Annotated in this window: 16 protein-coding genes; 8 read left to right on the top strand and 8 right to left on the bottom strand. The window is 74.2% G+C overall.

Features of this window, described 5'->3' with window-relative positions; all coding sequences use genetic code 11:
• Window positions 1-50 precede the first annotated feature (50 nt).
• Window positions 51-4,712 (top strand): hypothetical protein, encoded by a 4,662-nt coding sequence (locus ACZ4XJ_RS22685; protein ID WP_468497137.1) that lies wholly within the window; start codon window positions 51-53, stop codon window positions 4,710-4,712.
• 108 nt (window positions 4,713-4,820) lie between these two features.
• Here ACZ4XJ_RS22685 and ACZ4XJ_RS22690 read toward each other — a convergent pair whose 3' ends face one another.
• Window positions 4,821-5,201, bottom strand: coding sequence for a hypothetical protein (locus tag ACZ4XJ_RS22690; RefSeq protein WP_468497138.1), 381 nt, complete (start codon window positions 5,199-5,201; stop codon window positions 4,821-4,823).
• Between the two features lie 390 nt (window positions 5,202-5,591).
• On the opposite strand from ACZ4XJ_RS22690, the gene ACZ4XJ_RS22695 reads away from it, so the two are divergent.
• From ACZ4XJ_RS22695 to ACZ4XJ_RS22710, 4 genes are read left to right on the top strand one after another with little or no spacing between them, the layout of a single operon-like run.
• Window positions 5,592-8,462: a nitrate- and nitrite sensing domain-containing protein gene (locus tag ACZ4XJ_RS22695; RefSeq protein WP_362882973.1), complete on the top strand. Its 2,871-nt coding sequence runs from the start codon at window positions 5,592-5,594 to the stop codon at window positions 8,460-8,462.
• On the top strand, window positions 8,459-8,890 hold the full coding sequence (locus ACZ4XJ_RS22700; protein WP_468497139.1) for a roadblock/LC7 domain-containing protein: 432 nt from the start codon (window positions 8,459-8,461) through the stop codon (window positions 8,888-8,890). The genes ACZ4XJ_RS22695 and ACZ4XJ_RS22700 overlap by 4 nt, the downstream gene beginning before the upstream one ends.
• Before the next feature lie 10 nt (window positions 8,891-8,900).
• Window positions 8,901-9,353 (top strand): DUF742 domain-containing protein, encoded by a 453-nt coding sequence (locus ACZ4XJ_RS22705; protein WP_383993272.1) that lies wholly within the window; start codon window positions 8,901-8,903, stop codon window positions 9,351-9,353.
• The gene (locus ACZ4XJ_RS22710) at window positions 9,334-9,978 is read left to right on the top strand and encodes a GTP-binding protein (RefSeq protein ID WP_362882979.1); all 645 of its coding nucleotides are present in this window, start codon (window positions 9,334-9,336) and stop codon (window positions 9,976-9,978) included. The genes ACZ4XJ_RS22705 and ACZ4XJ_RS22710 overlap by 20 nt, the downstream gene beginning before the upstream one ends.
• Before the next feature lie 262 nt (window positions 9,979-10,240).
• On the opposite strand, the gene ACZ4XJ_RS22715 is transcribed toward ACZ4XJ_RS22710, so the two are convergent.
• From ACZ4XJ_RS22715 to ACZ4XJ_RS22730, 4 genes are read right to left on the bottom strand one after another with little or no spacing between them, the layout of a single operon-like run.
• On the bottom strand, window positions 10,241-11,431 hold the full coding sequence (locus ACZ4XJ_RS22715) for a lipid-transfer protein (RefSeq protein WP_468497140.1): 1,191 nt from the start codon (window positions 11,429-11,431) through the stop codon (window positions 10,241-10,243).
• Entirely contained in the window at window positions 11,428-11,883 is a 456-nt protein-coding gene (locus tag ACZ4XJ_RS22720) for a Zn-ribbon domain-containing OB-fold protein (RefSeq protein WP_362882983.1), read from the bottom strand. The genes ACZ4XJ_RS22715 and ACZ4XJ_RS22720 overlap by 4 nt, the downstream gene beginning before the upstream one ends.
• 32 nt (window positions 11,884-11,915) lie before the next feature.
• Window positions 11,916-12,284, bottom strand: coding sequence for an Mpo1-like protein (locus tag ACZ4XJ_RS22725; protein WP_468497141.1), 369 nt, complete (start codon window positions 12,282-12,284; stop codon window positions 11,916-11,918).
• Between the two features lie 13 nt (window positions 12,285-12,297).
• Window positions 12,298-13,038, bottom strand: a complete 741-nt coding sequence (locus ACZ4XJ_RS22730) for a M15 family metallopeptidase (RefSeq protein WP_468497157.1) — start codon at window positions 13,036-13,038, stop codon at window positions 12,298-12,300.
• 254 nt (window positions 13,039-13,292) lie between these two features.
• On the opposite strand from ACZ4XJ_RS22730, the gene ACZ4XJ_RS22735 reads away from it, so the two are divergent.
• Entirely contained in the window at window positions 13,293-13,802 is a 510-nt protein-coding gene (locus tag ACZ4XJ_RS22735; protein WP_468497142.1) for an NUDIX domain-containing protein, read from the top strand.
• Between the two features lie 507 nt (window positions 13,803-14,309).
• On the opposite strand, the gene ACZ4XJ_RS22740 is transcribed toward ACZ4XJ_RS22735, so the two are convergent.
• Window positions 14,310-16,718, bottom strand: a complete 2,409-nt coding sequence (locus ACZ4XJ_RS22740; RefSeq protein WP_468497143.1) for a glycoside hydrolase family 31 protein — start codon at window positions 16,716-16,718, stop codon at window positions 14,310-14,312.
• A gap of 211 nt (window positions 16,719-16,929) precedes the next feature.
• Here ACZ4XJ_RS22740 and ACZ4XJ_RS22745 point away from each other — a divergent pair, with 211 nt between their 5' ends.
• On the top strand, window positions 16,930-18,906 hold the full coding sequence (locus tag ACZ4XJ_RS22745; protein ID WP_468497144.1) for an acetoacetate--CoA ligase: 1,977 nt from the start codon (window positions 16,930-16,932) through the stop codon (window positions 18,904-18,906).
• 70 nt (window positions 18,907-18,976) lie between these two features.
• A complete protein-coding gene (locus tag ACZ4XJ_RS22750; protein WP_468497145.1) occupies window positions 18,977-19,918 on the top strand; it encodes a hypothetical protein in 942 nt (313 codons plus the stop codon).
• Between the two features lie 70 nt (window positions 19,919-19,988).
• Here ACZ4XJ_RS22750 and ptsP read toward each other — a convergent pair whose 3' ends face one another.
• On the bottom strand, window positions 19,989-21,659 hold the full coding sequence (gene ptsP / locus ACZ4XJ_RS22755; protein WP_468497146.1) for a phosphoenolpyruvate--protein phosphotransferase: 1,671 nt from the start codon (window positions 21,657-21,659) through the stop codon (window positions 19,989-19,991).
• Between the two features lie 70 nt (window positions 21,660-21,729).
• Complete coding sequence (locus ACZ4XJ_RS22760) at window positions 21,730-22,179, bottom strand: PTS sugar transporter subunit IIA (protein ID WP_362882996.1); 450 nt, start codon at window positions 22,177-22,179, stop codon at window positions 21,730-21,732.
• Window positions 22,180-22,676 lie beyond the last annotated feature (497 nt).

The raw sequence follows: 22,676 nt of genomic DNA on the forward strand, positions 1-22,676 counted from the left end.
CCCTTCCGTACGTACGCACGACCTACCAGAGACCACGAGAGTCCGCCGAAATGTACGAGCTGTCCCGGATCCGCCTCTACTCCATCGGGCCCGCCGGCGCGCGCTACGCCGACACCGTGCTCGACCTGCGCGGAGTCGGCGAACCGGTGCCCCATCCGGCGCCCGCCCAGGCGGAGTTCTTCGAGGAGGAGCCCGCCGGCCCGCCGCGGCGACCCGCGCCGGCCGGCGTGCTCTTCCTGGAGAACGGCGGCGGAAAGTCCGTCCTGCTCAAGCTGATCTTCTCGGTGATGCTCCCGGGCCACCGCAACACCCTCGGCGGCGCCAGTTCCGGCGTGCTGCGCAAGTTCCTGCTCGCCGACGACTGCGGCCACGTCGCCCTGGAATGGCAGCACACCCGCACCGGCGAGTGCGTCGTCGTCGGCAAGGTCAGCGAATGGCGCGGCCGGCAGGTCTCCAACGACCCGCGCAAGTTCGCCGAGGCCTGGTACTCCTTCCGCCCCGGACCGGGCCTCAGCCTGGACAACCTCCCGGTCGCCGAAGCCACTTCGGTGCGCCCGCCCGTCGAGGGCGTCTCCGGCGCCCAGGGCCGCCGCCGCACCATGAAGGGCTTCCGCGACGCCCTCACCGAGGCCGGCAAGGCGTACCCGCACCTGGAGGTGTACTGGGAGGAGATCCACGACCGCTGGAACGAACACCTCACCGACGTCGGCCTCGACCCCGAACTCTTCCGCTACCAGCGCGAGATGAACGCCGACGAGGGCGAGGCCGCCGGCCTCTTCGCGGTCAAGAAGGACTCCGACTTCACCGACCTGCTGCTGCGCGCCGTCACCGACACCCGCGACACCGACGGACTCGCCGACCTCGTCCACGGCTTCGGCAACAAGCTGGGCCGCCGGGCCGAGTTGATGGCCGAACGCGACTTCACCGCCGGCTCCGTCGACCTGCTCACCCGCATCGTCGAAGCCGCCGCCACCCGCTCCCGACTGCGGGACGTCCACGCCGGCGCCGAACGGCGTACGCGCACCCTGGCCCGGCGGCTGTCCGCCCGCGCCGCCGGGGAACGCGTGCGCGCCGCCGACCTCGCGCAGCAGGTCACCGGCGCCGCCCACCAGGTGACCGCCGCCGAGTCCGCGCGCGCCCGCAGCGCCGCCGTCTCCGCCGAACTCGCCTACCGGCACGCCTCGCTGGCCCTGACCGTCGCCGACAAGGCCGCCGCCGCCCAGCGGCGCGAGCTGCTCGAAGCCCGCACCCTGCACGCCGCCTGGCAGGCCGCCGAGACCGTGCTGCGCCACCGGGCCGCCGCGGACCGCTCCACGCGCGTCGCCGCCGCCATCCTGGAGGCCGAGCGGGACGCCGCCCCGGCACTGGCCGCCCGCGCCGACGCGGCCGGCGCCCTCGTACGGGCCCTGCACACCGCCGCCGAGCACGGCGAGCGCGCCGCCAACGAGGAGGAGGAGCGTTCCGCCGAGCTGCAACGCCTCGGTGAGGGCGCCCACCGCGACGCCACCGCCGCCGCCACGGCCGCCCAGCGGGCCCGCAGCGAGGCCGAACACCTGCGGGCCCGCCTCGCGGAGGTCCAGCAGGAGACCGCTGAGGCCGTCAAGGCCGGCTGGCTCGACGACTCCGCGCCCGACGCCGACCCGGCGCGCGCCGCGCTCGCCGCCAGCGACGCGGAGAAGACCGCCGTCGCCGCCTGGGACGAGGCCCGCGAGGCCGCCCGCGGCGCCTCCGACGCCGCCCGCGAGGCCGCCGCCGTCGAATCCCGCGCCGAACTCACCGCCGCCCGGGCCGCGGACGCCGCCGACGCGGCCGAAGCCGCCCACGGGGCCGAGGAACGCGCCGCCGCCTCCCTCGCCGGCTCCCCCCGACTGGCCGCCCTCCTGGGCCTCCCGTCCGGGCCCGACGCCGACGTCCCGCGCCCGCGTTCCGGCGCCGGGCCGGCCGACGGGGCCGCACGCGAGCCCGGCGCCGCCGAGGGCGGTTGGCTCACCGCCGAGGACCTCGACCGGGGCGCAGACGACCTGCGCACCCTGCTCGGCGACCAGGTCACCGCCGCCGAACGCCAGCTCTTCGAGCTGCGCACCGCCGCCGCCGACGACTCCCGCATCCTGGCCGCCCTCGGCGACGGCGGCCTGCTGCCGCCCGGCCCGGACGTCCTCGCCACCGTCGAGTACCTCGGCGAACACGGCATCCCGGCCCTCCCCGGCTGGCGCTACCTCGCCCAGTCCGTGGACCCCGCCGACCACGCGGCGGTCCTCGCGGCCCGCCCCGAACTCGTCGACGGCGTCGTGATCACCGACCCCGACACGCACTCCCGCGCCCGCGAGGTCCTCACCGGCGCCGCCCTGCTGCCCCGCTCCACCGTGGCCGTGGGCACCGCCGCCGCCCTGCTGGCCCCCGTCCCGTCGACCGCCGGCCCGGCGGGCGATCCGGACGTCTTCCTGGTCCCGCCGAACCCGGCCATGCACGACGAGCACGCCGCCGACGAGGAACGCCAGGCCCTGCGCGCCCGCGCCGGCGCCCGCGACACCGAGATCCGCGACCTCGCCGCCCGCCTCTCCGGTGACCGGGAGCTCGCCGCCCGCCTCGCCTCCTGGCGCACCGGCTGCCCGCCCGGCCGGCTCGCCGAACTGGCGGGCCGGGCCGCCGCCGCCCGGACGTTCGCCGAGGAGGCCGACGCCGAACTCGCGGAGGCCCGTACCGTCCGCGCCGAGGCCGACGAGGCCGCCGCCGACGCCAACCGGGTACGCGACGACCGGCAGGAGAGCGCCCAGCGCGCCCGCCGCGTCGCCGACGTCCTGTCCGGGCTCGCCCACCGCCTGCGCGAGCGCGCCGGCTGGCAGGCCCGGCTGCGCGAACTCGCCGACGAGGCCGCCGAGTCCGAAGCCCGCGCCGAGGCCTGCCTGGACCGGGCCCGCTCCGCCGACGAGGACCGCCGGGCCGCCCAGCGCGCCGCCGACGACGCCCGCCGCACCGCGCGCGCGCTGCGCGCCGAACGCGCCGAGATCGCCGGCGCCCCCGAACCCCTCCCCGAGGAGCCGCCGGGCGCCGCCAAGGCCCCGTTGCCCGAACTGCGCGAGGCCTACCGCGCGGCCTCCCGGCTCTACGAGAAGGTCGGCGTCGGCGCCGACCTGCGCGCCGAACAGGCCCGCGCCGAGAGCGACGAGAGCGGCGCGCTGACCGAACTCGACCGGCTCACCAACAAGGTGCGCACCCGCGCCGGCCAACTCCTCGAAGGCACCGACGGCGCCGACGGACCCTCCCGGCAGGCCGCGGCCGCCCGCGCCGAGGCCCTCGTACAGATGCTGGAGACGCGCGCGTCCACCGCGAGCGAGCAGCTCGGCCGACTGCGCGGCGAGGCCGAACGGCACGCCCCCGCCGAGGGGGAGGCGCACACCGAGCTGCCCGAGGAACTGGTCCCGGCCGACGTCGAACAGGCCCAAGGCCTGCTGCGCACCGCCACCGCCCAGCTCGCCGCGCACAGCGCGGCCGTCGACGCCGCCCGGTCCGCCCACGCGGACCTGCTGCGCGCCCACCGCGCCGCCGAGGACGGCGCCGGCGGTTTCGACGAGACCGCCGCCATGCTGCGGGACCTGCTGCGCGACCACACCCACCCGGACGACGAGCAGGAACCGGCGCCGCACCCGGGGACCCTGGAGGAGGCCCGGCAGTCCGCCGCCGAGGCCCGCCGCTCCCTGCGCGCCTGCTCGGCCGACCTCTCGGCGGCCGAGTCCGGCGTCCGCGAGGCGAGCGACGTACTCGTCCGGCACGCCAACGCCAACCGCTACGAGCAGGTGCGCACCCCCGCGCGCCAGCAGATCCGCGAACTGCCCGCCTCCGCCCTGCCGGAGCACGCCGCCGCCTGGGCCACCGCCTTCGCGCCCCGGCTGCGCGTACTGACCGACGAGCTCGCCCAGCTGGAACGCAACCGCGACAGCATCGTCGACCGGCTGCGCGGCCTCGTCGAGTCCGCCCTGGCCACGCTGCGCTCCGCGCAGCGCCTGTCCCAACTGCCCGAGGGGCTGGGGGAGTGGTCGGGGCAGGAGTTCCTGCGGATCCGCTTCGAGGAACCGGACCAGGCCGTCCTGACCGAGCGGCTCGGCGAGGTCATCGACGAGGCCACCCGGGCCGCCGTCAAGAAGAACAGCACCGCCTCCTTCGGCGAGGGCCGCCGCGACGGGATGTCCCTGCTGCTGCGCGGCGTCCAGGCGGCGCTGGAACCCAAGGGCATCGCCGTGGAGATCCTCAAGCCGGACGCGGTCCTGCGCGCCGAGCGGGTCCCGGTCGGCCAGATGGGCGACGTGTTCTCCGGCGGGCAGCTCCTCACCGCCGCCATCGCCCTCTACTGCACGATGGCGGCGCTGCGCAGCAACGACCGGGGCCGCGACAAGCACCGCCACGCGGGCACGCTCTTCCTCGACAACCCGATCGGACGCGCCAACGCCACCTACCTGCTGGAGCTCCAGCGGGCCGTGTCCGACGCCCTCGGTGTCCAACTGCTGTACACCACGGGTCTCTTCGACACCACGGCCCTGGCCGAGTTCCCGCTGGTCATCCGGCTGCGCAACGACGCGGACCTGCGGGCGGGCCTGAAGTACATCAGCGTCGAGGAGCACCTGCGGCCGGGGCTGCCCCAACCCTCCCCGGACGGGGAGACCATCCACGGCGAGATCACGGCGACCCGCATGTTCCGCCGGGGCGGCGCTTCGTAGCGCCCCGGGCCGGCCCCGCCGCGCCGGGCCCGGCCGGGGAATGGGTCCGGCCCTGGAACGGTTCGGCCCGCCGCCGGCGCGGGGCCGCGCCGGGCCCGGCTCCCGCCCCTACCGCGGCCGCGCGACCGGTATCGGGCCCCGGCGCTCGCTCCAGCTCCGGCCGGGGGAGGCCGCGCTGCTGGGCTGCGACACCACCCCGTTCCGCTGGTGCCACATCTGCCGGGTGATCCACACGTCCAGCACCCCCCAGGTGGCGACCACCGTCCCGGCGACCCCGCAGATCACCATGGGGAAGGCCAGCAGCGAGCCCGTCAGCGTGAGGAAGAACGTGATGGTGGCCTCCGTCAGGACGACCGCCACGATCAGCACCGCCCGCACCGCGGAGGCCCGCACCGGATCCGGCATCCGGCGACGGCGCGCGGGTTCCTCCACCCACAGGCCGCGCCCCGGCGCCTCGCTCGCCACGCCGTTCTCCTCGTACATCCTCATGGTCCGCCCACTCCCCACCGCGCGGTCCGCAGAGCCTGCTCCCACACCTGCCCGCCCCGCGCGCGCCCACACGTCATGTCAGACGTACAGGGAAGCCGGGAGATTCCCGCATCGCGGACACGACCCACGCCGCCCACCCACCCGGAACGAAGAATTCCAGCCATCCGTCACGTGAAGGGAACCGACACCCCACTGAGTGTCATCTGCCACATATCGGGCCGGACTTGACCGGAACTATGGGACAACTGGTGATCTTAGTGCGAGGGTCAGGCCGAAAACGTCCGGACACCCCTTCGAGGTCGCTCCCTGTCAGTAGTAGGCTCACGCCGTTTAAATGACGGAACACCGACCCCCGAGAAGCGGGTTGAGCTGGGGGAGGCTGGGGAGGCCATGCGCTTTCGCGGGAAATCCATCCGCCGGAAGATCGTGGCGTTGCTCCTGGTGCCGCTCGTCTCCCTGACCGCCCTCTGGGGCTTCGCGACGGTCATCACCGGGCGACAGGCCGTGCAACTGCTCGACGTCGCCTACGTGATCGAGAAGGTCGGCTACCCCGTCGAGGACGTCGCACGGGTCCTGCAGAAGGAGCGCCGGCAGAGCCTCGTCGTCATCGGCGACCCCCGCGCCTCCGCCGCCACCACCGAACTCACCAAGAGCCGGGCCGCCACCGACGCGATGTTCCGCCGGCTCACCGAGAACGCAGCCGACCCCGAAGTCACCGACGAACTCAACTCCCTCACCGCCGGCCGACTGCGCTCCGTCCTCGACGCCTTCCACGGCATCTCGGCGCTGCGCAACTCCGTCGACCGCAACGCCCTAGACCCGGGCCAGGCCCTGGAGCTGTACAGCCGGCTCGTCGACCCCTGCTACGCCTTCCTGATGAACCTCCACGCCCTGGACGACGTCGAGATGGACAAGCAGGGGCGCGCCCTCGTCGGCGCCACCCGGGCCCGCGAGGCCCTCTCCCGCGAGGACGCGGTCATATCCTCCGCCCTCGCGGCCGGCCGGATCACCGCCGAGGACGTCCGCCGGGTGTCCGGCTTCGCCGCGAACCGGGCCCTGCTGTACGAGGTCAACCTGGCGATCCTGCCCGCCGAGGACCGCGGCCTGTTCGAGCAGTACTGGCAGGGACCCGAGAGCAAGGCCCTGCGTGACGTGGAGGAACGGTTCATCGCCGGGGGCGCCGTCAAACCCCCGCGCACCGTCACCGCCGCCCAGTGGGACGAGGCCTCCGGCAAGGTCCTCGACGACCTCGCCGCGATGGGCACCGCCGCGGGCGACCGCTACCAAAAGCGCGTCGAGCCCGTCGCGATGGGCGTCCTGGTCCAGGCTGCCGTCGCGGGCGTCCTCGGCTTCATCGCCCTGGCCGTCTCCCTCGTCCTGTCCGTCCGCATCGGCCGCGACCTGATCCGCGACCTGTCCCAGCTCCGCAAGGACGCCCACGAGGCGTCCGGCGTCCGGCTGCCCGGCGTCATGCGCCGGCTCGCGGCCGGCGAGGTCGTCGACGTGGAGACCGAGGCGCCCCGCCTGGAGTTCGAGAAGGACGAGGTCGGCCAGGTGGCCCTGGCCCTCAACTCCCTCCAACGGGCCGCCGTCGAGGCCGCCGTCAAGCAGGCCGAACTGCGCCGGGGCGTCTCCGAGGTGTTCGTGAACCTGGCCCGCCGCAACCAGGTCCTGCTGCACCGCCAGCTGACCCTCCTCGACACCATGGAACGGCGCACCGAGGACACCGACGAACTCGCCGACCTGTTCCGCCTCGACCACATGACCACCCGCATGCGCCGGCACGCCGAGGGCCTGGTGATCCTCTCCGGCGCCGCGCCCTCCCGCCAGTGGCGCAAGCCCGTGCAGCTCATGGACGTGGTCCGGGCCGCCGTGGCCGAGGTCGAGGACTACGAGCGCATCGAGGTGCGCCGGCTGCCGCGCCTGGGCATCGAGGGCCCGGCCGTCGCCGACGTCACCCACCTCGTCGCGGAACTCCTGGAGAACGCGACCGTGTTCTCGCCCCCGCACACCGCCGTCCAGGTCCACGGCGAGCGGGTGGCCAACGGCTTCACCCTGGAGATCCACGACCGCGGCCTCGGCATGAACCCCGAGGCCCTCCTCGACGCGAACCTCCGGCTCGCCGAGACCCCCGAGTTCGAACTCTCCGACACCGACCGCCTGGGCCTGTTCGTCGTCAGCCGGCTGGCCCGCCGGCACGCGGTCAAGGTCGTCCTCCAGCCCAGCCCGTACGGAGGCACCACCGCGGTGGTCTTCCTCCCGGCCGAGCTGCTCACCGAGGCCCCCGACACCAACGGCACCGGCATCCGCCTCAACGGCCTCGGGGGACTGGGCGGCAAGACCCCCAAGGGCGTCAAGGGCGGCCCCGTCGGCAAGGGCCCCCGCCGCCCGGCGCCCCTGGCCGTCGACCGGGGCGTCCCGCCCCGCCCGCTGCCCGCCGGCGTGCTGAACGGCCCCGTCGAACTGGAGGGCCCGCTCGGCGTCCTCGGTCTGGACGCCCTCGACGGCCCGGGCGCCGCCGACGACCTCGCGGCCCTCACGGCGACGGGCACCCGCCCGCCCATGGCCACCCTCGACGACGAGACCCCGCCCGGCGGCATCCCCCGCACCGCCCTGCTCGGGCTGCGCTCGGCCGACCGCCCGCACGGCGACCGGCACCCCGGGCGCGGCTCCGCCTGGAAGGGCGACCGGATCGGCGACCGCGGCGCCGACCACCACCACGACCGGGGCGAGGGTGCGGATCCGACCGCCGACGGCGTCCGCACCGCATCCCGGGGCGCCGCCGCCCCCGACCGCGGGCCGGCCGCCTCGACCGGCCCGGTCCGGCTGGAGCGCACCCGCCCCGACACGGCCCGTCCCGACGGGACCGTCCCGCTGCCCCGGCGCCGGCCCACCCCGACCCTGGTCGCCGAGCACGGCCGCCGCGTCGAACCCCGGGCGGTACCGGCGAAGCCCGCGGTCGGCGCCGGACCGGAGGTCGGCCGTACGCAGCCCGCCGCGGGCCCCGGCGGCCTGCCCCGCCGGGTCCGCCAGGCCAACCTCGCGCCCCAGCTCAAGAACGGCCCCGGCGCCGCCGCCGTCGAAGCCACCACCGACCAGGTGATCGACCGCGACGCCGAAGACGTACGCACCCGCATGTCCGCCCTCCAGCGGGGCTGGACCGCGGGCCGCGACCAGCACGCGCAGCAGCAGTCCGAGACCGGGACAGGCACCCCCGCCGCCTCCGGTCCCGCGCACGAGAACGAAGGGGACGGTCGATGACCGCACCGCAGACCGGGAACGACAGCAGGGGCCGCGGCCCGCTCAACTGGCTCCTCGACGAGCTCGTCGACAAGGTCGCCAGCATCCGCAAGGCCGTCGTCCTCTGCGGGGACGGCCTGCCGACGGGCAGCTCCCAGGACCTCACCCGGGAGGACAGCGAGCACCTCGCCGCCGTCGCGTCCGGATTCCACAGCCTGGCCAAGGGAGTCGGCCGACACTTCGACTCCGGCCGGGTCCGCCAGACGGTCGTCGAACTCGACGAGGCCTTCCTGTTCGTCATGGCCGCCGGCGACGGCAGCTGCCTGGCCGTCCTGGCCGACTCCGAATCCGACGTCGGCCAGGTCGCCTACGAGATGACCCTCATGGTCAAGCGCGTCGGCGATCACCTGGCGACCGCCCCGCGCACCGGGCTGCCAGCCGGAGGGTGAGTCGGACCGGATGAGCGAATCAGGACAGGACCACCCCACCAACGCCCTGAGCACGCCGGGAACCCCCGACTCCCCGACCCGGCCCGAGCACCCCCACTGGTTCGACGACGACGCGGGTCCCGTCGTCCGTCCGTACGCCATGACCAGGGGCCGGACCAGCCACTCCGGCCGGCACCGGCTCGACCTGATCGCGCTCGTCATCGCCGAACCGGCGGCCGACGATCCGGTCTGGGACCTGACCCTGTCCCCGGAACACGCCCACATCCTCGGGCTGTGCCGGGAACGCCCCCAGTCGGTCGCGGAACTCGCCGCGGACCTCGACCTCGCCATCGGCGTGGTCCGGGTCCTGATCGGGGACCTCGTCGACGAAGAACTGGTCCACGTGACCCGGCCGGTCCCACCGGCCGAACTCCCCGACGAATCCATACTGCGTGAGGTGATCAATGGCCTTCGGGCGCTCTAGCCGCACCGGCGCGATGCACGCCGTGTCGCCGGTCGAGCCGCTGACCCTGAAGATCCTGGTCGCGGGCGGTTTCGGGGTGGGCAAGACCACCCTCGTCGGCGCGGTGAGCGAGATCCGACCCCTGCGCACGGAGGAACGCCTCTCCGAGCCGGGCATCGGCATCGACGACACACAAGGGGTGGAGGGCAAGAGCACGACGACCGTGGCCATGGACTTCGGTCGCATCACCCTGCGCGAGGACCTCGTCCTGTACCTCTTCGGCACGCCCGGACAGGACCGCTTCTGGTTCCTGTGGGACGAACTGGCGCAGGGCTCGCTCGGCGCCGTGGTCCTCGCCGACACCCGTCGACTCGCCGACTGCTTCGCGGCGATCGACTACTTCGAGCGGCGCGGCATCCCCTTCGTCGTCGCGGTCAACTGCTTCGACGGCGCGGCCCGCCACCCGGTGGTCACGCTCCGCGAGGCGCTCGACCTCGACCCGGGAGTGCCGGTGCTGCTCTGCGACGCCCGTGACCGGGAGTCCGTCAAGGACGTCCTGGTCGGAGTCGTGGAACACGCCATGTCGCTGGCCCGTGAACGCCGTCGCAGCCTGACGGCGGGGGCCCGAGGGGCGGGGGCCCGATGATGTGCGCGGCCTGACGGCGGCAGCCCGCCGGTCGGCCGCGGGCGCCTGACATGGAGGCGGCCCGTACCCCCGCCGACTGGGGTACGGACCGCAGCTCTCATGGGGGGATCGAGGGAGGCCCCGGTCGCGGCGCGGGACCGTGGGGAGAGTGTGAACCCGCCGTCCGGGACCGTCAAGCGTTCGGGCAACACACCCTGTTCACGCCCCGCCCGACCGTCGCGCCGCCGCGCCCGGCGGTCCCCGCGGCCCCGCCCCGCGCGCCTCAGCGCACGGCCACGACCGACGAACCGTGGCCGAACAGACCTTGGTTGGCGGTGATCCCGACCCGCGCCCCCGGCACCTGGCGGGCGCCGGCCGTCCCCCGCAGCTGCCACGTCAACTCGCACACCTGGGCGATGGCCTGGGCCGGCACCGCCTCCCCGAAGGAGGCCAGCCCGCCGCTCGCGTTGACCGGCACCCGGCCGCCGAGGGCCGTCGCCCCGTCCCGTACGAGCTTGGCCCCCTCACCCTCGCCGCAGAGCCCGATGTCCTCGTACCACTGCAACTCCAGCGCCGTGGAGAGGTCGTACACTTCGGCGAGCGACAGGTCGTCGGGCCCGATCCCCGCCTCCTCGTACGCCGCCCGCGCGATCGACGACCGGAAGGACCCCCCGGACGGTGACCCGGCCGTCGCGGAGTCGGTGGCGATGTCCGGCAGGTCCAGCACCGTACGCGGGTACGTGGGCGTCACCGTCGACACCGCCCGGATCCGCACCGGGTCCGCGGCCCCGCGCGCCCGGGCGAACTCCATGCTGCTCAGCACCAGGGCCGCGCCCCCGTCCGAGGTCGCGCAGATGTCGAGCAGCCGCAGCGGATCGGCCACCACCACCGAGGCGGCCACCTCCTCGGCGCTCACCGGCTTGCGGTAGCGGGCGTTCGGGTTGAGCGCGCCCGCCGCCGCGTTCTTCACCTTGACCAGCGCGAAGTCCTCGCCGGTGTCCCCGTACAGGGCCATCCGGCGGCGGGCGTACAGCGCGAAGTACGCCGGGTTCGTGGCACCCAGCAGCCGGAACCGGAGCCAGTCCGGATCGTCGGGCCGTTCGCCGCCCGCCGGGGCGAAGAACCCCTTGGGCGCGGCGTCGGCGCCCACCACCAGCACCACGTCGGCCAGCCCCGCCAGGATCTGCGCCCGGGCCGCGCCGATCGCCTGTGCCCCGGAGGCGCAGGCCGCGTACACGCTCGTCACCCGGGCGCCCTGCCAGCCGAGGGCCCGGGCGAAGGTGGCGCCGGCGACGTAGCCCGGGTAGCCCGAGCGGACGGTGTCGGCGCCGACGATCGACTGCACGTCCGTCCACTCCAGGCCCGCGTCGGCGAGCGCGGCGAGGGCGGCCGCCCGCCCGTACTCGACGAAGCCGCGACCCCATTTGCCCCACGGGTGCATCCCGGCCCCGAGGACGGCGACGTCGGCGCTCACGAGGCCGCTCCCACCGGCCGGAACCGCCAGGTGGTCCAGACGGTTCCGGCGTCCTCGTTCAGCACGCCGGCCACCACCTCGACCTCCGTCCCGACCGCCAGATCGGCGACGCCCACCCCGGGCACCGCCTGCCCCAGCACGACCATCCCCTCGGCCTCCAGCTCCACCGCGACGAGCGTGTACGGCTCCCAGGGCACCTCGGGGTCGGACACGTACGGCGCGGGCGGCCGGTAGCGCCCGTCGGTGCAGGACCAGACCCGGCCCCGGGGGGACAGCGGCACCTCGACGAGCGCGCCGCCCCCCGCGCAGTGCGGATTGCGGCAGTACGCGTCCTCGCGCGGGAAGAACACCGCGGCGCAGGCCGCGCAGCGGGTGCCGAGCAGGCGGAAGCCGCCGTCCGGACCGTCCTCGGTGAACCACCCGTCCACGACGGGTGTGCGTGTGCGTGCCAAGGCCCCTCCCAGATACAACTTCTGACGGGTCGTCAGAAGTCTGTCACGGGTGAGGCCTCCTGACACGGGTTCTCGGCGAGCCACTTGCGGGCGATCTCGCCCAACTCGGCGTCCCGCCCGGCCAGCATCATCCGGATCATCCGCGCGTCCCCGCGCAACGACCAGGCCGGATTGCCGAAGGTGGCCGGGTTGTTCCCCTCGATCAGGAAGTGCGCCGGCCAGGCGGTCCCGTACCCGATCAGCGGCAGCGCGGCGAGGTAACGCTTCCTGCCCCGCGCCACCCCGTAGGCGCTCAGCGCGAGGCCGGTGAGCGTGCCGGTGAGATGGATCCAGCGGGTGGCGGCCCGGGAGTGCATCGCGACGTAGTACGGCCAGAATTCCTCGTACGAGCTGAGGGTCATGCGGGCACGGTACTCACGGGCGGACGGAGGCGACAGCGACCGGGACGTCGAAATACGCATCCGGATACGCCTCGGGCCGGTACGTGAAGTGCCACCACTCCACGGGCAGGTTCACGAACCCCTGCGCCCCCAACACCCGCTTCAGCACCTGCCGGTTCTCCCGCACGGCCCCGGACACCCGGGGATCGTCGGTGTGCGACAGGGAGCCGAAGAAGTCGAACGCGGTCCCCATGTCCACCTCCCGCCGGGCGGGCAACCGCACCAGCGTCACGTCGACCGTGCTCCCGCGACTGTGGCCCGACCGCGCGGCGATGTACCCCTCGGGGATCAGCCGCGCCTTGTCGACCTCGGGATAGAACTCGGCCTTCGTCGACTGGTCCGCCGCGTCCCCGGCCCAGCGCACGAACCGGTCCACCGCCCGCTGCGGCCGGTAGCAGTCGTACACCTTCAGCGAGTACCCCGCCCGCAGCACCTCCCGCTGCGCCCGCCGCAACGCCTCAGCGACCGGCCGCGCCAGGAGGCACACGGGCTCCTCGTACCCGTCGACCACCGCTCCGGTGAAGTTCAGCGACCCGGCGTACCGGATGTCCTCGACGACACTCGGATCGACCTCCCGCAACGCGACGAACCGCGGGCGCGGGCCGGCCGCCGGGCCGGGGGCGCCTGCCGTGCCCGCGGCGCCCGCCGTGCCCGTCGGGGCTGTCGCCGTGCTCGGCGTTCCAGGGGCCGCCCCTGTCGTGACGGGTTCGCCCACGGCGGCCGTGTTGCGCGGCGCGCGTGCCGTGTCCTGCGCCCTCGGCGTCCCGGATGCCGCCGCCACCCCTTCCGTCGCGCTCCACGTCCGGGCGGCGGCCGCCGCTCCCGCGGCGTGCGCCGTGTCCGCCGTACTCGCCGTGCCCGCGGCGTGTGTCGGTAGCCCGAGCAGCGCCTGTGCCACCCATACCGCCGCCACCACCCGCACCGCGACAACCACCCTCATCCTCATGCCCCTTGGCATACCATCGCCGCATGCCGGCACACCTGAGGGACTCGCACTGCTCCACCTGCGGAGCCCCGTTCGACACGTCCGACTGGCCCCGCACCTGTGCCGGCTGCGAAACGACCGCCTACCGCAACCCGCTTCCGGTGGCCGTCGTCCTCCTCCCCGTCGAGGACGCCTCCGGCACCGGCCTCGTGGTCATCACCCGCACCATCGAACCGTCCCTCGGCGGCGTCGCCCTGCCCGGCGGTTTCATCGACTTCGGCGAGGACTGGCGCGAGGCCGTCGCCCGCGAACTCCGCGAGGAGACCGGCATCGAGGCCCCGGCCTCCGATGTCGCGCTCGCCGACGTGATGACCTCCCCGCGCGGCCACCTGCTGGTGTTCGGCCTGCTGCCGCCGCGCCCCCTCGCCGCTCTGCCGCCGTCCGTCCCGACCGACGAGACGACCGGCTGGCACGTCCTGCACACCCCCTCGGAACTGGCGTTCCCCCTCCACACCCGGGCGGCGGCCGCCTGGTTCGCGGGCCGCTACACCTGACCGGGTCGGGCCCCGGCCCCTCGCCCCGTCCGGGCCGGCCACGTACCCCCTCAGGTGGGGTCCCGATCGCGCCGGACCCAGCTGCCCCGCCCGCCCCGGGTGGGGGAGCGGGCATCTCGGAGACGGCCCGACCCGATCCCTTCCGAACGCCCGACCCCGACTCCCGGCAGGAGCCCGGGCCAGAGCGAAGCGGGCCCGCAGCTCCCGACCGCGCACCTGCCCGTGTCGGCGCTCCACCCCCTGACGCCGCAGCTCCGCCAGGACAGTCGCCGACATCCCCACCCCGACCACCGTTCCCGCCGCCACCGCACCCCCGGCCACCATCGCCCCACCCGCCACACCGCCCTCACCGGGCTCGCCCCGACCATCACCGGCCTCCTCCCCGCCCCTGCCCCGTACCCCGTCCGGTCCACGGTCCGACCCCGGTCCCAACCACCCGGGCCCGCCCCCCTCCAGCCGCACCACACCCCCGCCGCAGCCCCGAACCCCACCGTCCCCCCTCGGAGTTCACAGGCCGCGTACCGTCACACCCCGCACGGGCTCGCCCGTCTCGTCCTCCACCACCACCGACTCGCCGACCCACCGCACCACGTACCGCTCCACCGTGCCCGGCGCGAACCCCGACCCCGCGTCCCGGATCACCACCCCGCCCCCCGTCCGCCCCCGCGCCGGAGCCCACGCCTCCAGGACCACCGACCCCTCCGCGCCCCGTACCGGCAGGACCGACCCCGCCCGCGCCAACACCGGCACCCGGCCCCGCGGAGCATCCAGCAGCACCTGCCCCGGTCCCTCGTACGCCGCCCCCGTCACCGTGTCGTACCAGCGCCCCCGCGGCAGCCGCACCGCCCGCCGGTCCGCCCCGCACTCCAACACCGGCGCACACAGCAGCGCGTCACCCAACAGGAACGCGTCCTCGCAGTCCCGCAGCACCCGGTCCTCCGGATTGCCCCACCACAGCGGCCGCACGTACGGAGCCCCCGTCCGCCGTGCCAGATGCGCCAGCGTCACGAAGTACGGCCGCAGCCGCTCCCGCTCCGCCAACACCTCCGCGGCCCGTTCCGCCACCTCCGGCCCGAACTCCCACGGCTCCCGCCGCCCCGCCGAGAGCGCCGAATGCGTACGGAACAACGGCAGATAGGCCCCCAACTGGAACCACCGCAGGTACAGCTCCGGCGACGGCGAACCCCCGAAGCCCCCGACGTCCGGCCCCGAGTACGGCACCCCGCACAGCCCGAGGCCCAACACCAGCGCCAGCGACGCCCGCAGTCCCTCCCAGCTGCTCTCCACGTCCCCGGACCACGAGCCCCCGTAGCGCTGCATCCCCGCCCACCCCGACCGGGAGAACAGGAACGGCCGCTCGTCCGGCCGCAGCCGCGTCAACCCCTCCCACCCTGCCCGCGCCATCCCCAGCGCGTACACGTTGTGCCCGGACCGGTGGTCCCCGCCCGCCCCGTCCATCACGTGCCGGGCCGACCGCGGCAACGTCGGATCCCCCCACGGCGCGAAGGAGACCGGCTCGTTCATGTCGTGCCAGAAACCCGAGAACCCCTGCGCGAGCCGTTCCCCGTACAGGTCGCCCCACCACTGCCGCACCGCCGGATCCGTGAAGTCCGGGTACGCGCACTCACCCGGCCACACCTCGCCCCGAACCTCCTCACCCCGCGCGTCCCGCACGAACGCGCCCCGCGCGCCCACCGCCCGACCCGACGCGTGCAGCGGATCGCCCGCCTTCACCGCCGGATCCACGATCGACACCAGCCGCACCCCCTGCCCCGCCAACTCCCGCGCCAGCCCCGGCAGATCGGGGAACGCCTCGCGGTCCACCGTGAACACCCGGTGCGCGTCGTGGTGGTCGATGTCCAGGTGTACGGCCGCCAGCGGCAGCCCCCGCTCCCGGTACCCCGCCACCACCCGCCGCACCTCGGCCGCGCTCCCGAACCCCCAGCGCGCGTGCTGGTACCCCAGCGCCCACTCGGGCGGCACCGCCGGCGCGCCCGTCAGCCCCGACCACCCCTGGAGCACCCGCGCCGGGGTCCCCGTCAGCACCCAGCAGCGGGCCGGCCCGCCCTCCAGCCGCAGCTCGCTCGTCCCGACCCGGTCCACGCCCGACCCGGCCCCCTCCTCACCCTCCCGCAACACCATCCGCCCGTCCCACGAGTTGTCGTAGAACGCCAAGTGCGTGCCCACGTCCGCGACCACCACCTGGACGGGCATCGTGACGTACAGCGGATCGTCGCCCGGCCCGAAGGCGCCCCCCGGATCCGTGTTCCACAACCGGTACGTCCCGTCGCGCAGCCGGGGCCCCGACGCCCGCCCGCCCAGCCCGAAGAACCGGGCATCGGCCGGCACCTCCGACCGCTGGAGTCGGCGCGGGCCCTGCGCCGCCGCCCCGTCCGGGGGCCGCCCGCCCACCCCCTCGCCGTCGCACCCGTCCGCCCCTGACGCCCCGGCTCCCACCGGATCCCACCAGCGCGGCGGCAACTCCCGCCGCAACATCGCCCCGCCCGGCGTCCGCACCTCCACCGCCCCGTGCCGGGACACCGCCACCATCACCCGCTCCGACACCACCCGCCAACCGCCCCCGGTGTCCGGCTCCAGCACCGCCCGGGGATCGGGCTCCGGCCCGCCGCCCACCACCGCGTACGACGGCCCCGGCTCCGCCCCGTCCCAGCCCCAGAACACCGCCCCGCCCACGGTCACCCGTACCAGCAGCTCGGAGCGCGCGAACCGCAGTACGCCGCCGCCCGGCAACGCCCGCGTCCCCTCCAGCAGCCCCGGCACCCGCGCCCGCTCCGCACCCCGTCGCGGCAGGGCCACCGCGTCGGCCCGGCGGCGGCGCAGGGCCGCGCGCCAGGCGCGCCGCCCGCGCGCCGTACCGATCTCTTTCACCGCACGTACCAGATCACTACCGTCCATGCGGATCACCCTGCCACCGGCCCCGGTCCGAGCGGGCGGCGTTCAGCTGCCGTTCACCCGCGACGGGACCGGGCCCGACCGCACGGGACACCTCTGGTGCGTATGTCGATCACATGGCATCGTCCCAGTGAGCCGTCGCGCGAACACCCACGCCGCGGTGGCACCGTACGCACACGAAGCGCGAGCCGCAGACTTGACCGGGAGCCGACCCATGACCTCAGCCACCCCGCCGGAACCCCTCTGGTCCCCGGCCCCCGACCGGATCGCAGCGGCCCGGATCACCGCCTTCCAGGCCTGGGCGGCCGAACGGTTCGACGCCCCCGCCGACGGCGGCTACCCCGCCCTGCACCGCTGGTCCGTCGACGAGCTGGACGTGTTCTGGCAGGCCGTCGCCGAATGGTTCGACGTACGGTTCACCACCCCTTACGAGCAGGTCCTCGCCGACCGCTCCATGCCCGGCGCCCGGTGGTTCACCGGCTCCACCCTCAACTACGCCGAGCACGCCCTGCGCGCCGCCGAGGACCCCGCCCGCGCCGCGGAACCCGCCCTGCTCTCCGTGGACGAGACCCACGAGCCGACCCCCCTCACCTGGGCCGAGCTCCGCCGCCAGGTCGGATCGCTCGCCGCCGAACTGCGCGCCCTCGGCGTCCGCCCCGGCGACCGCGTCAGCGGCTACCTCCCCAACATCCCGGAAGCGGTCGTCGCCTTCCTCGCCACCGCCGCGGTCGGCGGGGTCTGGACCTCCTGCGCCCCCGACTTCGGCGCCCGCAGCGTCCTCGACCGCTTCCAGCAGGTCGAACCCGTCGTCCTCTTCACCGTCGACGGCTACCGCTACGGCGGCAAGCAGCACGACCGCCGCGACACCGTCGCCGAACTGCGCGCCGAGCTCCCCTCCCTGCGCGCCGTGGTCCACATCCCCCTCCTCGGCACGCCCGCTCCCGAATCCACCCTCCCCTGGGCGGACCTCACCTCGGGCGACACCGAGCCCGTCTTCGAACCGGTGCCCTTCGAGCACCCGCTGTGGATCCTCTACTCCTCCGGCACGACGGGCGCCCCCAAGGCCATCGTCCAGTCCCAGGGCGGCATCCTCCTCGAACACCTCAAGCAGCTCGGCCTGCACTGCGACCTCGGCCCCGGCGACCGGTTCTTCTGGTACACCTCCACCGGCTGGATGATGTGGAACTTCCTCGTCTCCGGCCTGCTGACCGGCACCACCGTCGTCCTCTACGACGGCAGCCCCGGCTACCCCGACACCGGCGCCCAGTGGCGCATCGCCGAACGCACCCGCGCCACCCTGTACGGCACCTCCGCCGCCTACGTCATGGCCTGCAAGAAGGCCGAGGTGCACCCCGCCCGCGACTTCGACCTCTCCACCGTCAAGTGCGTCGCCACCACCGGCTCCCCGCTGCCGCCCGACGGCTTCCGCTGGCTCCACGACGAGGTCGCCGACGACCTGTGGATCGCCTCCGTCAGCGGCGGAACCGACGTCTGCAGCTGCTTCGCGGGCGCCGTCCCCACCCTCCCCGTCCACATCGGCGAACTCCAGGCCGCCTGCCTGGGCACCGACCTCCAGGCCTGGGACCCGTCCGGCAAGCCCGTCACCGGCGAGGTCGGCGAGCTCGTCGTCGCGGCCCCCATGCCCTCCATGCCGATCCACTTCTGGAACGACGCCGACGGCAGCCGCTACCGCGACAGCTACTTCGAGATGTTCCCCGGAGTCTGGCGCCACGGGGACTGGATCACCCTCACCGACCACGGATCCGTCGTCATCCACGGCCGCTCCGACTCCACCCTGAACCGGCAGGGCGTCCGGATGGGCTCCGCCGACATCTACGAAGTCGTCGAACGCCTCCCCGAGATCAAGGAATCCCTGGTCATCGGCCTCGAAGAGCCGAACGGCGGCTACTGGATGCCGCTCTTCGTCCACCTCGCCCCCGGCGCCACCCTCGACGAGGCCCTGCGCAAGAAGATCGCCAGGACCATCCGCGAGCAACTCTCCCCGCGCCACGTCCCCGACGAGGTCATCGAGATCCCGGCCGTCCCCCACACCCTGACCGGCAAGCGCATCGAGGTGCCCGTCAAGCGCCTCCTCCAGGGCACCCCCCTGGCCAAGGCCGTCAACCCGGGCTCCGTGGACCGCCCGGAGCTCCTCGCCTTCTACGAGGAACTCGCCCGCACCCGGGGCTGAGCCCAGGCCCGATGTCAGTGCCCCTGATTACTCTGAGTGAGCAAGTCGTCACGACACTCAGGGGGAAACCATGTCAGGCACGCACCACACCCCTCCACCGGCCACCACCGCGGGCACCGCGCCCCGCAAACGGACCTCCCGGCGCCGCAGCCTGCGCCGCGAAGTCCCCAGCACCGTCGGCCTCCTCGCCGACGCCGGGGACTTCGCGGCCATGCGGGACTACCGCAGCTTCGGCTTCGACCACCACGACGACTACGGCGACTACCTCCGCCAGGTCGACGCCCTCCTGAAGTCCCTCGCCGCCCAGGGCATCCACACCACCGTCGCCCTCTTCGACCCCGAGGAGTACGCCGACTACTGCGCGGAACACGACCTCGACCCCGACACCCCCCGGACCCGTACGCGCTTCACCGCCGAACTCGCCGGCGGCGGACCGGCCCTGCCGTACACCGGCCAACCCATCGAGGAACTCGTACCGCTCCTCGTGGACGAAGCGGTCCGACAGGCGACCTGGGAGTGCGCCACCATGCTGCTCACCGGCGTCGGCACCTGCGCCGACTGCGGCCAGGACATCGGACAGGCCTCCTTCGAACGGGCCGCCGGCATCCTCGACCGCCTCCTCGCCGGAGCCGGGCCGGGCCGGCACCACCTCGTCTGCAGCGTCCCCACCGCACAGGAACAACTCGTCGTCGTCCTGCACGCGGAGATCACCGAAGACCCGCCCGGCCGGCCCCGGACACCACCCCGCGACAGCCTGGACTTCGTGACGGTGCTCGCCGCCGGCCTCGCCCTCGGCGGCCCCGGGGGACTGGTGCTCCGCAGCACCACCGACGGCTTCCGCGACCGGGTCCACGGCTGGCGACTCGACCGGGGCCGACTGGTCGCCCTCACCGCCGCCGCCGTCTTCGACGCCTACTGCACGGACGCCGACACGGGCGAACCCGTGGCCCCCGAACCGGGAGTCGAGTACTGCCCGGGATACGAGGCCGACGTCCCGGGCCCCCACCACTGAAACGGCCGAGGGGCCCCCGCCACCGGCGAAGGCCCCTCGACTGCGATGCGATTGCGATCGAACCGTCCGGCTATTCCCCGGACAGCACCGCCTGGGCGGCCACCCGGGCCTCCTCGGCGGTGTCCGACGCACGCGCCGCGGCAGCGGCACGCTCGCACTGCGCGAGCGTGTACTTGGCCAGCGTCGCGCGGACGTAAGGAATGGACGCGGCACCCATCGACAGGGAGGTGACACCCAGACCGGTCAGCACACAGGCCAGCAGCGGGTCGGCCGCCGCCTCGCCACAGACACCACAGCTCTTGCCCTCGGCCTTCGCGGCGTCCGCGGACATCGCGATCAGGTCGAGCAGCGCGGGCTGCCAGGGGTCCTGCAACCGCGAGACGGCGCCGACCTGACGGTCGGCGGCGAAGGCGTACTGCGCGAGGTCGTTCGTGCCCAGCGACAGGAACTCGACCTCCTGCAGGATCGAACGCGCCCGGAGCGCGGCGGAGGGGATCTCCACCATCGCACCGAACTTCGCCCGCAGACCGGCCTCGCGGCACGCGTCCGCGAACGCCTTGGCGTCGGTCCGGTCGGCCACCATCGGGGCCATGACCTCAAGGTAGACCGGCAGCCCCTCGGCGGCCTTGGCCAGCGCGGTGAGCTGCGTACGCAGCACGTCCGGGTGGTCCAGCAGCGCCCGGAGCCCGCGCACGCCGAGCGCCGGGTTCGGCTCGTCGGCCGGCGTCAGGAAGTCCAGCGGCTTGTCGGCGCCGGCGTCCAGGACGCGCACGACGACCCGACCCTCCGGGAAGGCTGCGAGCACCTTGCGGTACGACTCGACCTGCTTGTCCTCGGACGGCGCCTTCTTGCTGTCGTCCAGGAACAGGAACTCGGTGCGGAACAGACCCACACCCTCGGCCCCGGCCTCCACCGCCGCCGGCACGTCGGCCGGACCGCCGACGTTGGCGAGCAGCGGCACCTTGTGCCCGTCGGAGGTCGCGCCCGGACCGGACGAGGCGGCCAGAGCGGCCCTGCGTTCGGCGGCCGAAGCCTCCAACTCGGCCCGCTTCTCCGCACTCGGGTCCACGAACAGGTCACCGGTGCTGCCGTCCACGGCGATGAGGGTGCCCTCGGCGATCTCACCGGCACCCGGCAGCGCCACGATGGCAGGCACCCCCAGCGCCCGCGCGAGGATCGCGCTGTGGCTGGTCGGCCCGCCCTCCTCGGTCACGAAGCCGAGGACCAGCGCCGGGTCGAGCAGCGCGGTGTCGGCGGGCGCCAGGTCCCGGGCGATCAGCACGTACGGCTCGTCGCTGTCCGGGACGCCCGGCATCGGCACGCCCAGCAGGCGCGCGACGATCCGGTTGCGCACGTCGTCCAGGTCGGCCACCCGGCCCGCCATGTACTCGCCGGCGCCGGCGAGCAGGACGCGGTAGGCGGCGAACGCGTCGTAGATGCCGCGCTCGGCGGTGCTGCCGACGGCGATCCGCCGGTCCACGTCCGCCATCAGCTCGGGGTCCGTGGCGATCATCGCCTGGGCCTCGAGCACGTGCTGGGCCTCGCCACCGGCCAACTGACCGCGTGCGATCAGGTCCGCCGAAACAGCCTCCACGGCCTGACGGGCGCGCCCCTGTTCGCGCTCCGCCTCATCCGCGGTGATCTGCCTGGCCGGCGGTTCGAGGACCGCCGTACCCATGTGCCGCACCTCGCCGATCGCCACACCGTGGCTCACGCCGACGCCTCGCAGCGTTGTCTCCATTTCACCGTCTCCGATTGAGCGGCGGCCCCAGCCGCCGCGATGGATGTCCGACCCGCCGTGCAGGGGACGCTTACCGCCAGCTGAAGAGCGCGTCGTCAGCCTTCACGTCGCCGGACTCGACGACGTCGGACAGCGAGTCGGCCGTCGCCTCCAGCGCCACGACGGGACAGATCGGCGACTTGCCGGCGGCCTCGACCGCGGCCGGGTTCCAACGGATGACGCCCTGGCCGCGCGTCACGGTGTCGCCCTTGTTCACGAGCAGCTCGAAGCCCTCGCCGTTGAGCTGGACGGTGTCGATGCCGAGGTGGGTGAGCACACCGTGCCCCTCACCGTCGACGACCACGTACGCGTGCGGGTGCAGGGAGACGACCACACCATCTACGGGGGACACCGCCTCCGAGGGCTCGCGCACGGGATCAATGGCCGTGCCCGGTCCCACCATCGCGCCGGAGAACACCGGGTCGGGCACTGCCGCGAGTCCGATGGCGGTCCCGGCAAGTGGGGACGTCACGCTGGTCATGGGGGCCTCCCAGGGGTGGGGCTTCATCGTGTCGCCGTCACTACCTGTCGCGAACGGCATACTCTTCAGAAGGATATGTCAAGGGCTGTACCGGTTCGCCCGATGTTGGTCCTGACTCGGACGACCTTTGGCACGGAGACTAGTGGACTAGACCGGTGGACTAGACCATACGCGTGAAACGATTTGCCTGGACACGGACGGCCCTGTACTGTCGTGACTCCCGCCGGGACGTGTCGTGTGAACATCTCGCGAACGTCCGATGGACGGGATTCCTCCTCCAGCAGTAAAGATCCAAACTCCCTCAACCTCCGCGTGCCCATTTCGGTGCAACGGATCGTGGTCGGGGGGACGGAAAAGCGCTGATAGAGTCGGAATCGCCGGAAAGGGAAAGTGCGAAAGCGCAGGACCTGGAAAGCGCCGAGGAAATCGGGCCCGAGAGAGTCTGATAGAGTCGGAAACGCAAGAACAGAACAACACAGAACGAAAGCCCGGAGGAA

This window comes from Streptomyces sp. NPDC029836, from assembly GCF_055574495.1.

Coding starts and splice junctions, on each gene's coding strand:
- ACZ4XJ_RS22705 (WP_383993272.1), top strand. CDS start 8,901: ATGAGCGAATCAGGACAGGACCACCCCACCAACGCCCTGAGCACGCCG.
- ACZ4XJ_RS22690 (WP_468497138.1), bottom strand. CDS start 5,201: ATGAGGATGTACGAGGAGAACGGCGTGGCGAGCGAGGCGCCGGGGCGC.
- ACZ4XJ_RS22725 (WP_468497141.1), bottom strand. CDS start 12,284: ATGACCCTCAGCTCGTACGAGGAATTCTGGCCGTACTACGTCGCGATG.
- ACZ4XJ_RS22695 (WP_362882973.1), top strand. CDS start 5,592: ATGCGCTTTCGCGGGAAATCCATCCGCCGGAAGATCGTGGCGTTGCTC.
- ACZ4XJ_RS22760 (WP_362882996.1), bottom strand. CDS start 22,179: ATGACCAGCGTGACGTCCCCACTTGCCGGGACCGCCATCGGACTCGCG.
- ACZ4XJ_RS22685 (WP_468497137.1), top strand. CDS start 51: ATGTACGAGCTGTCCCGGATCCGCCTCTACTCCATCGGGCCCGCCGGC.
- ACZ4XJ_RS22700 (WP_468497139.1), top strand. CDS start 8,459: ATGACCGCACCGCAGACCGGGAACGACAGCAGGGGCCGCGGCCCGCTC.
- ACZ4XJ_RS22710 (WP_362882979.1), top strand. CDS start 9,334: ATGGCCTTCGGGCGCTCTAGCCGCACCGGCGCGATGCACGCCGTGTCG.
- ACZ4XJ_RS22735 (WP_468497142.1), top strand. CDS start 13,293: ATGCCGGCACACCTGAGGGACTCGCACTGCTCCACCTGCGGAGCCCCG.
- ptsP (WP_468497146.1), bottom strand. CDS start 21,659: ATGGAGACAACGCTGCGAGGCGTCGGCGTGAGCCACGGTGTGGCGATC.
- ACZ4XJ_RS22750 (WP_468497145.1), top strand. CDS start 18,977: ATGTCAGGCACGCACCACACCCCTCCACCGGCCACCACCGCGGGCACC.
- ACZ4XJ_RS22740 (WP_468497143.1), bottom strand. CDS start 16,718: ATGGACGGTAGTGATCTGGTACGTGCGGTGAAAGAGATCGGTACGGCG.
- ACZ4XJ_RS22745 (WP_468497144.1), top strand. CDS start 16,930: ATGACCTCAGCCACCCCGCCGGAACCCCTCTGGTCCCCGGCCCCCGAC.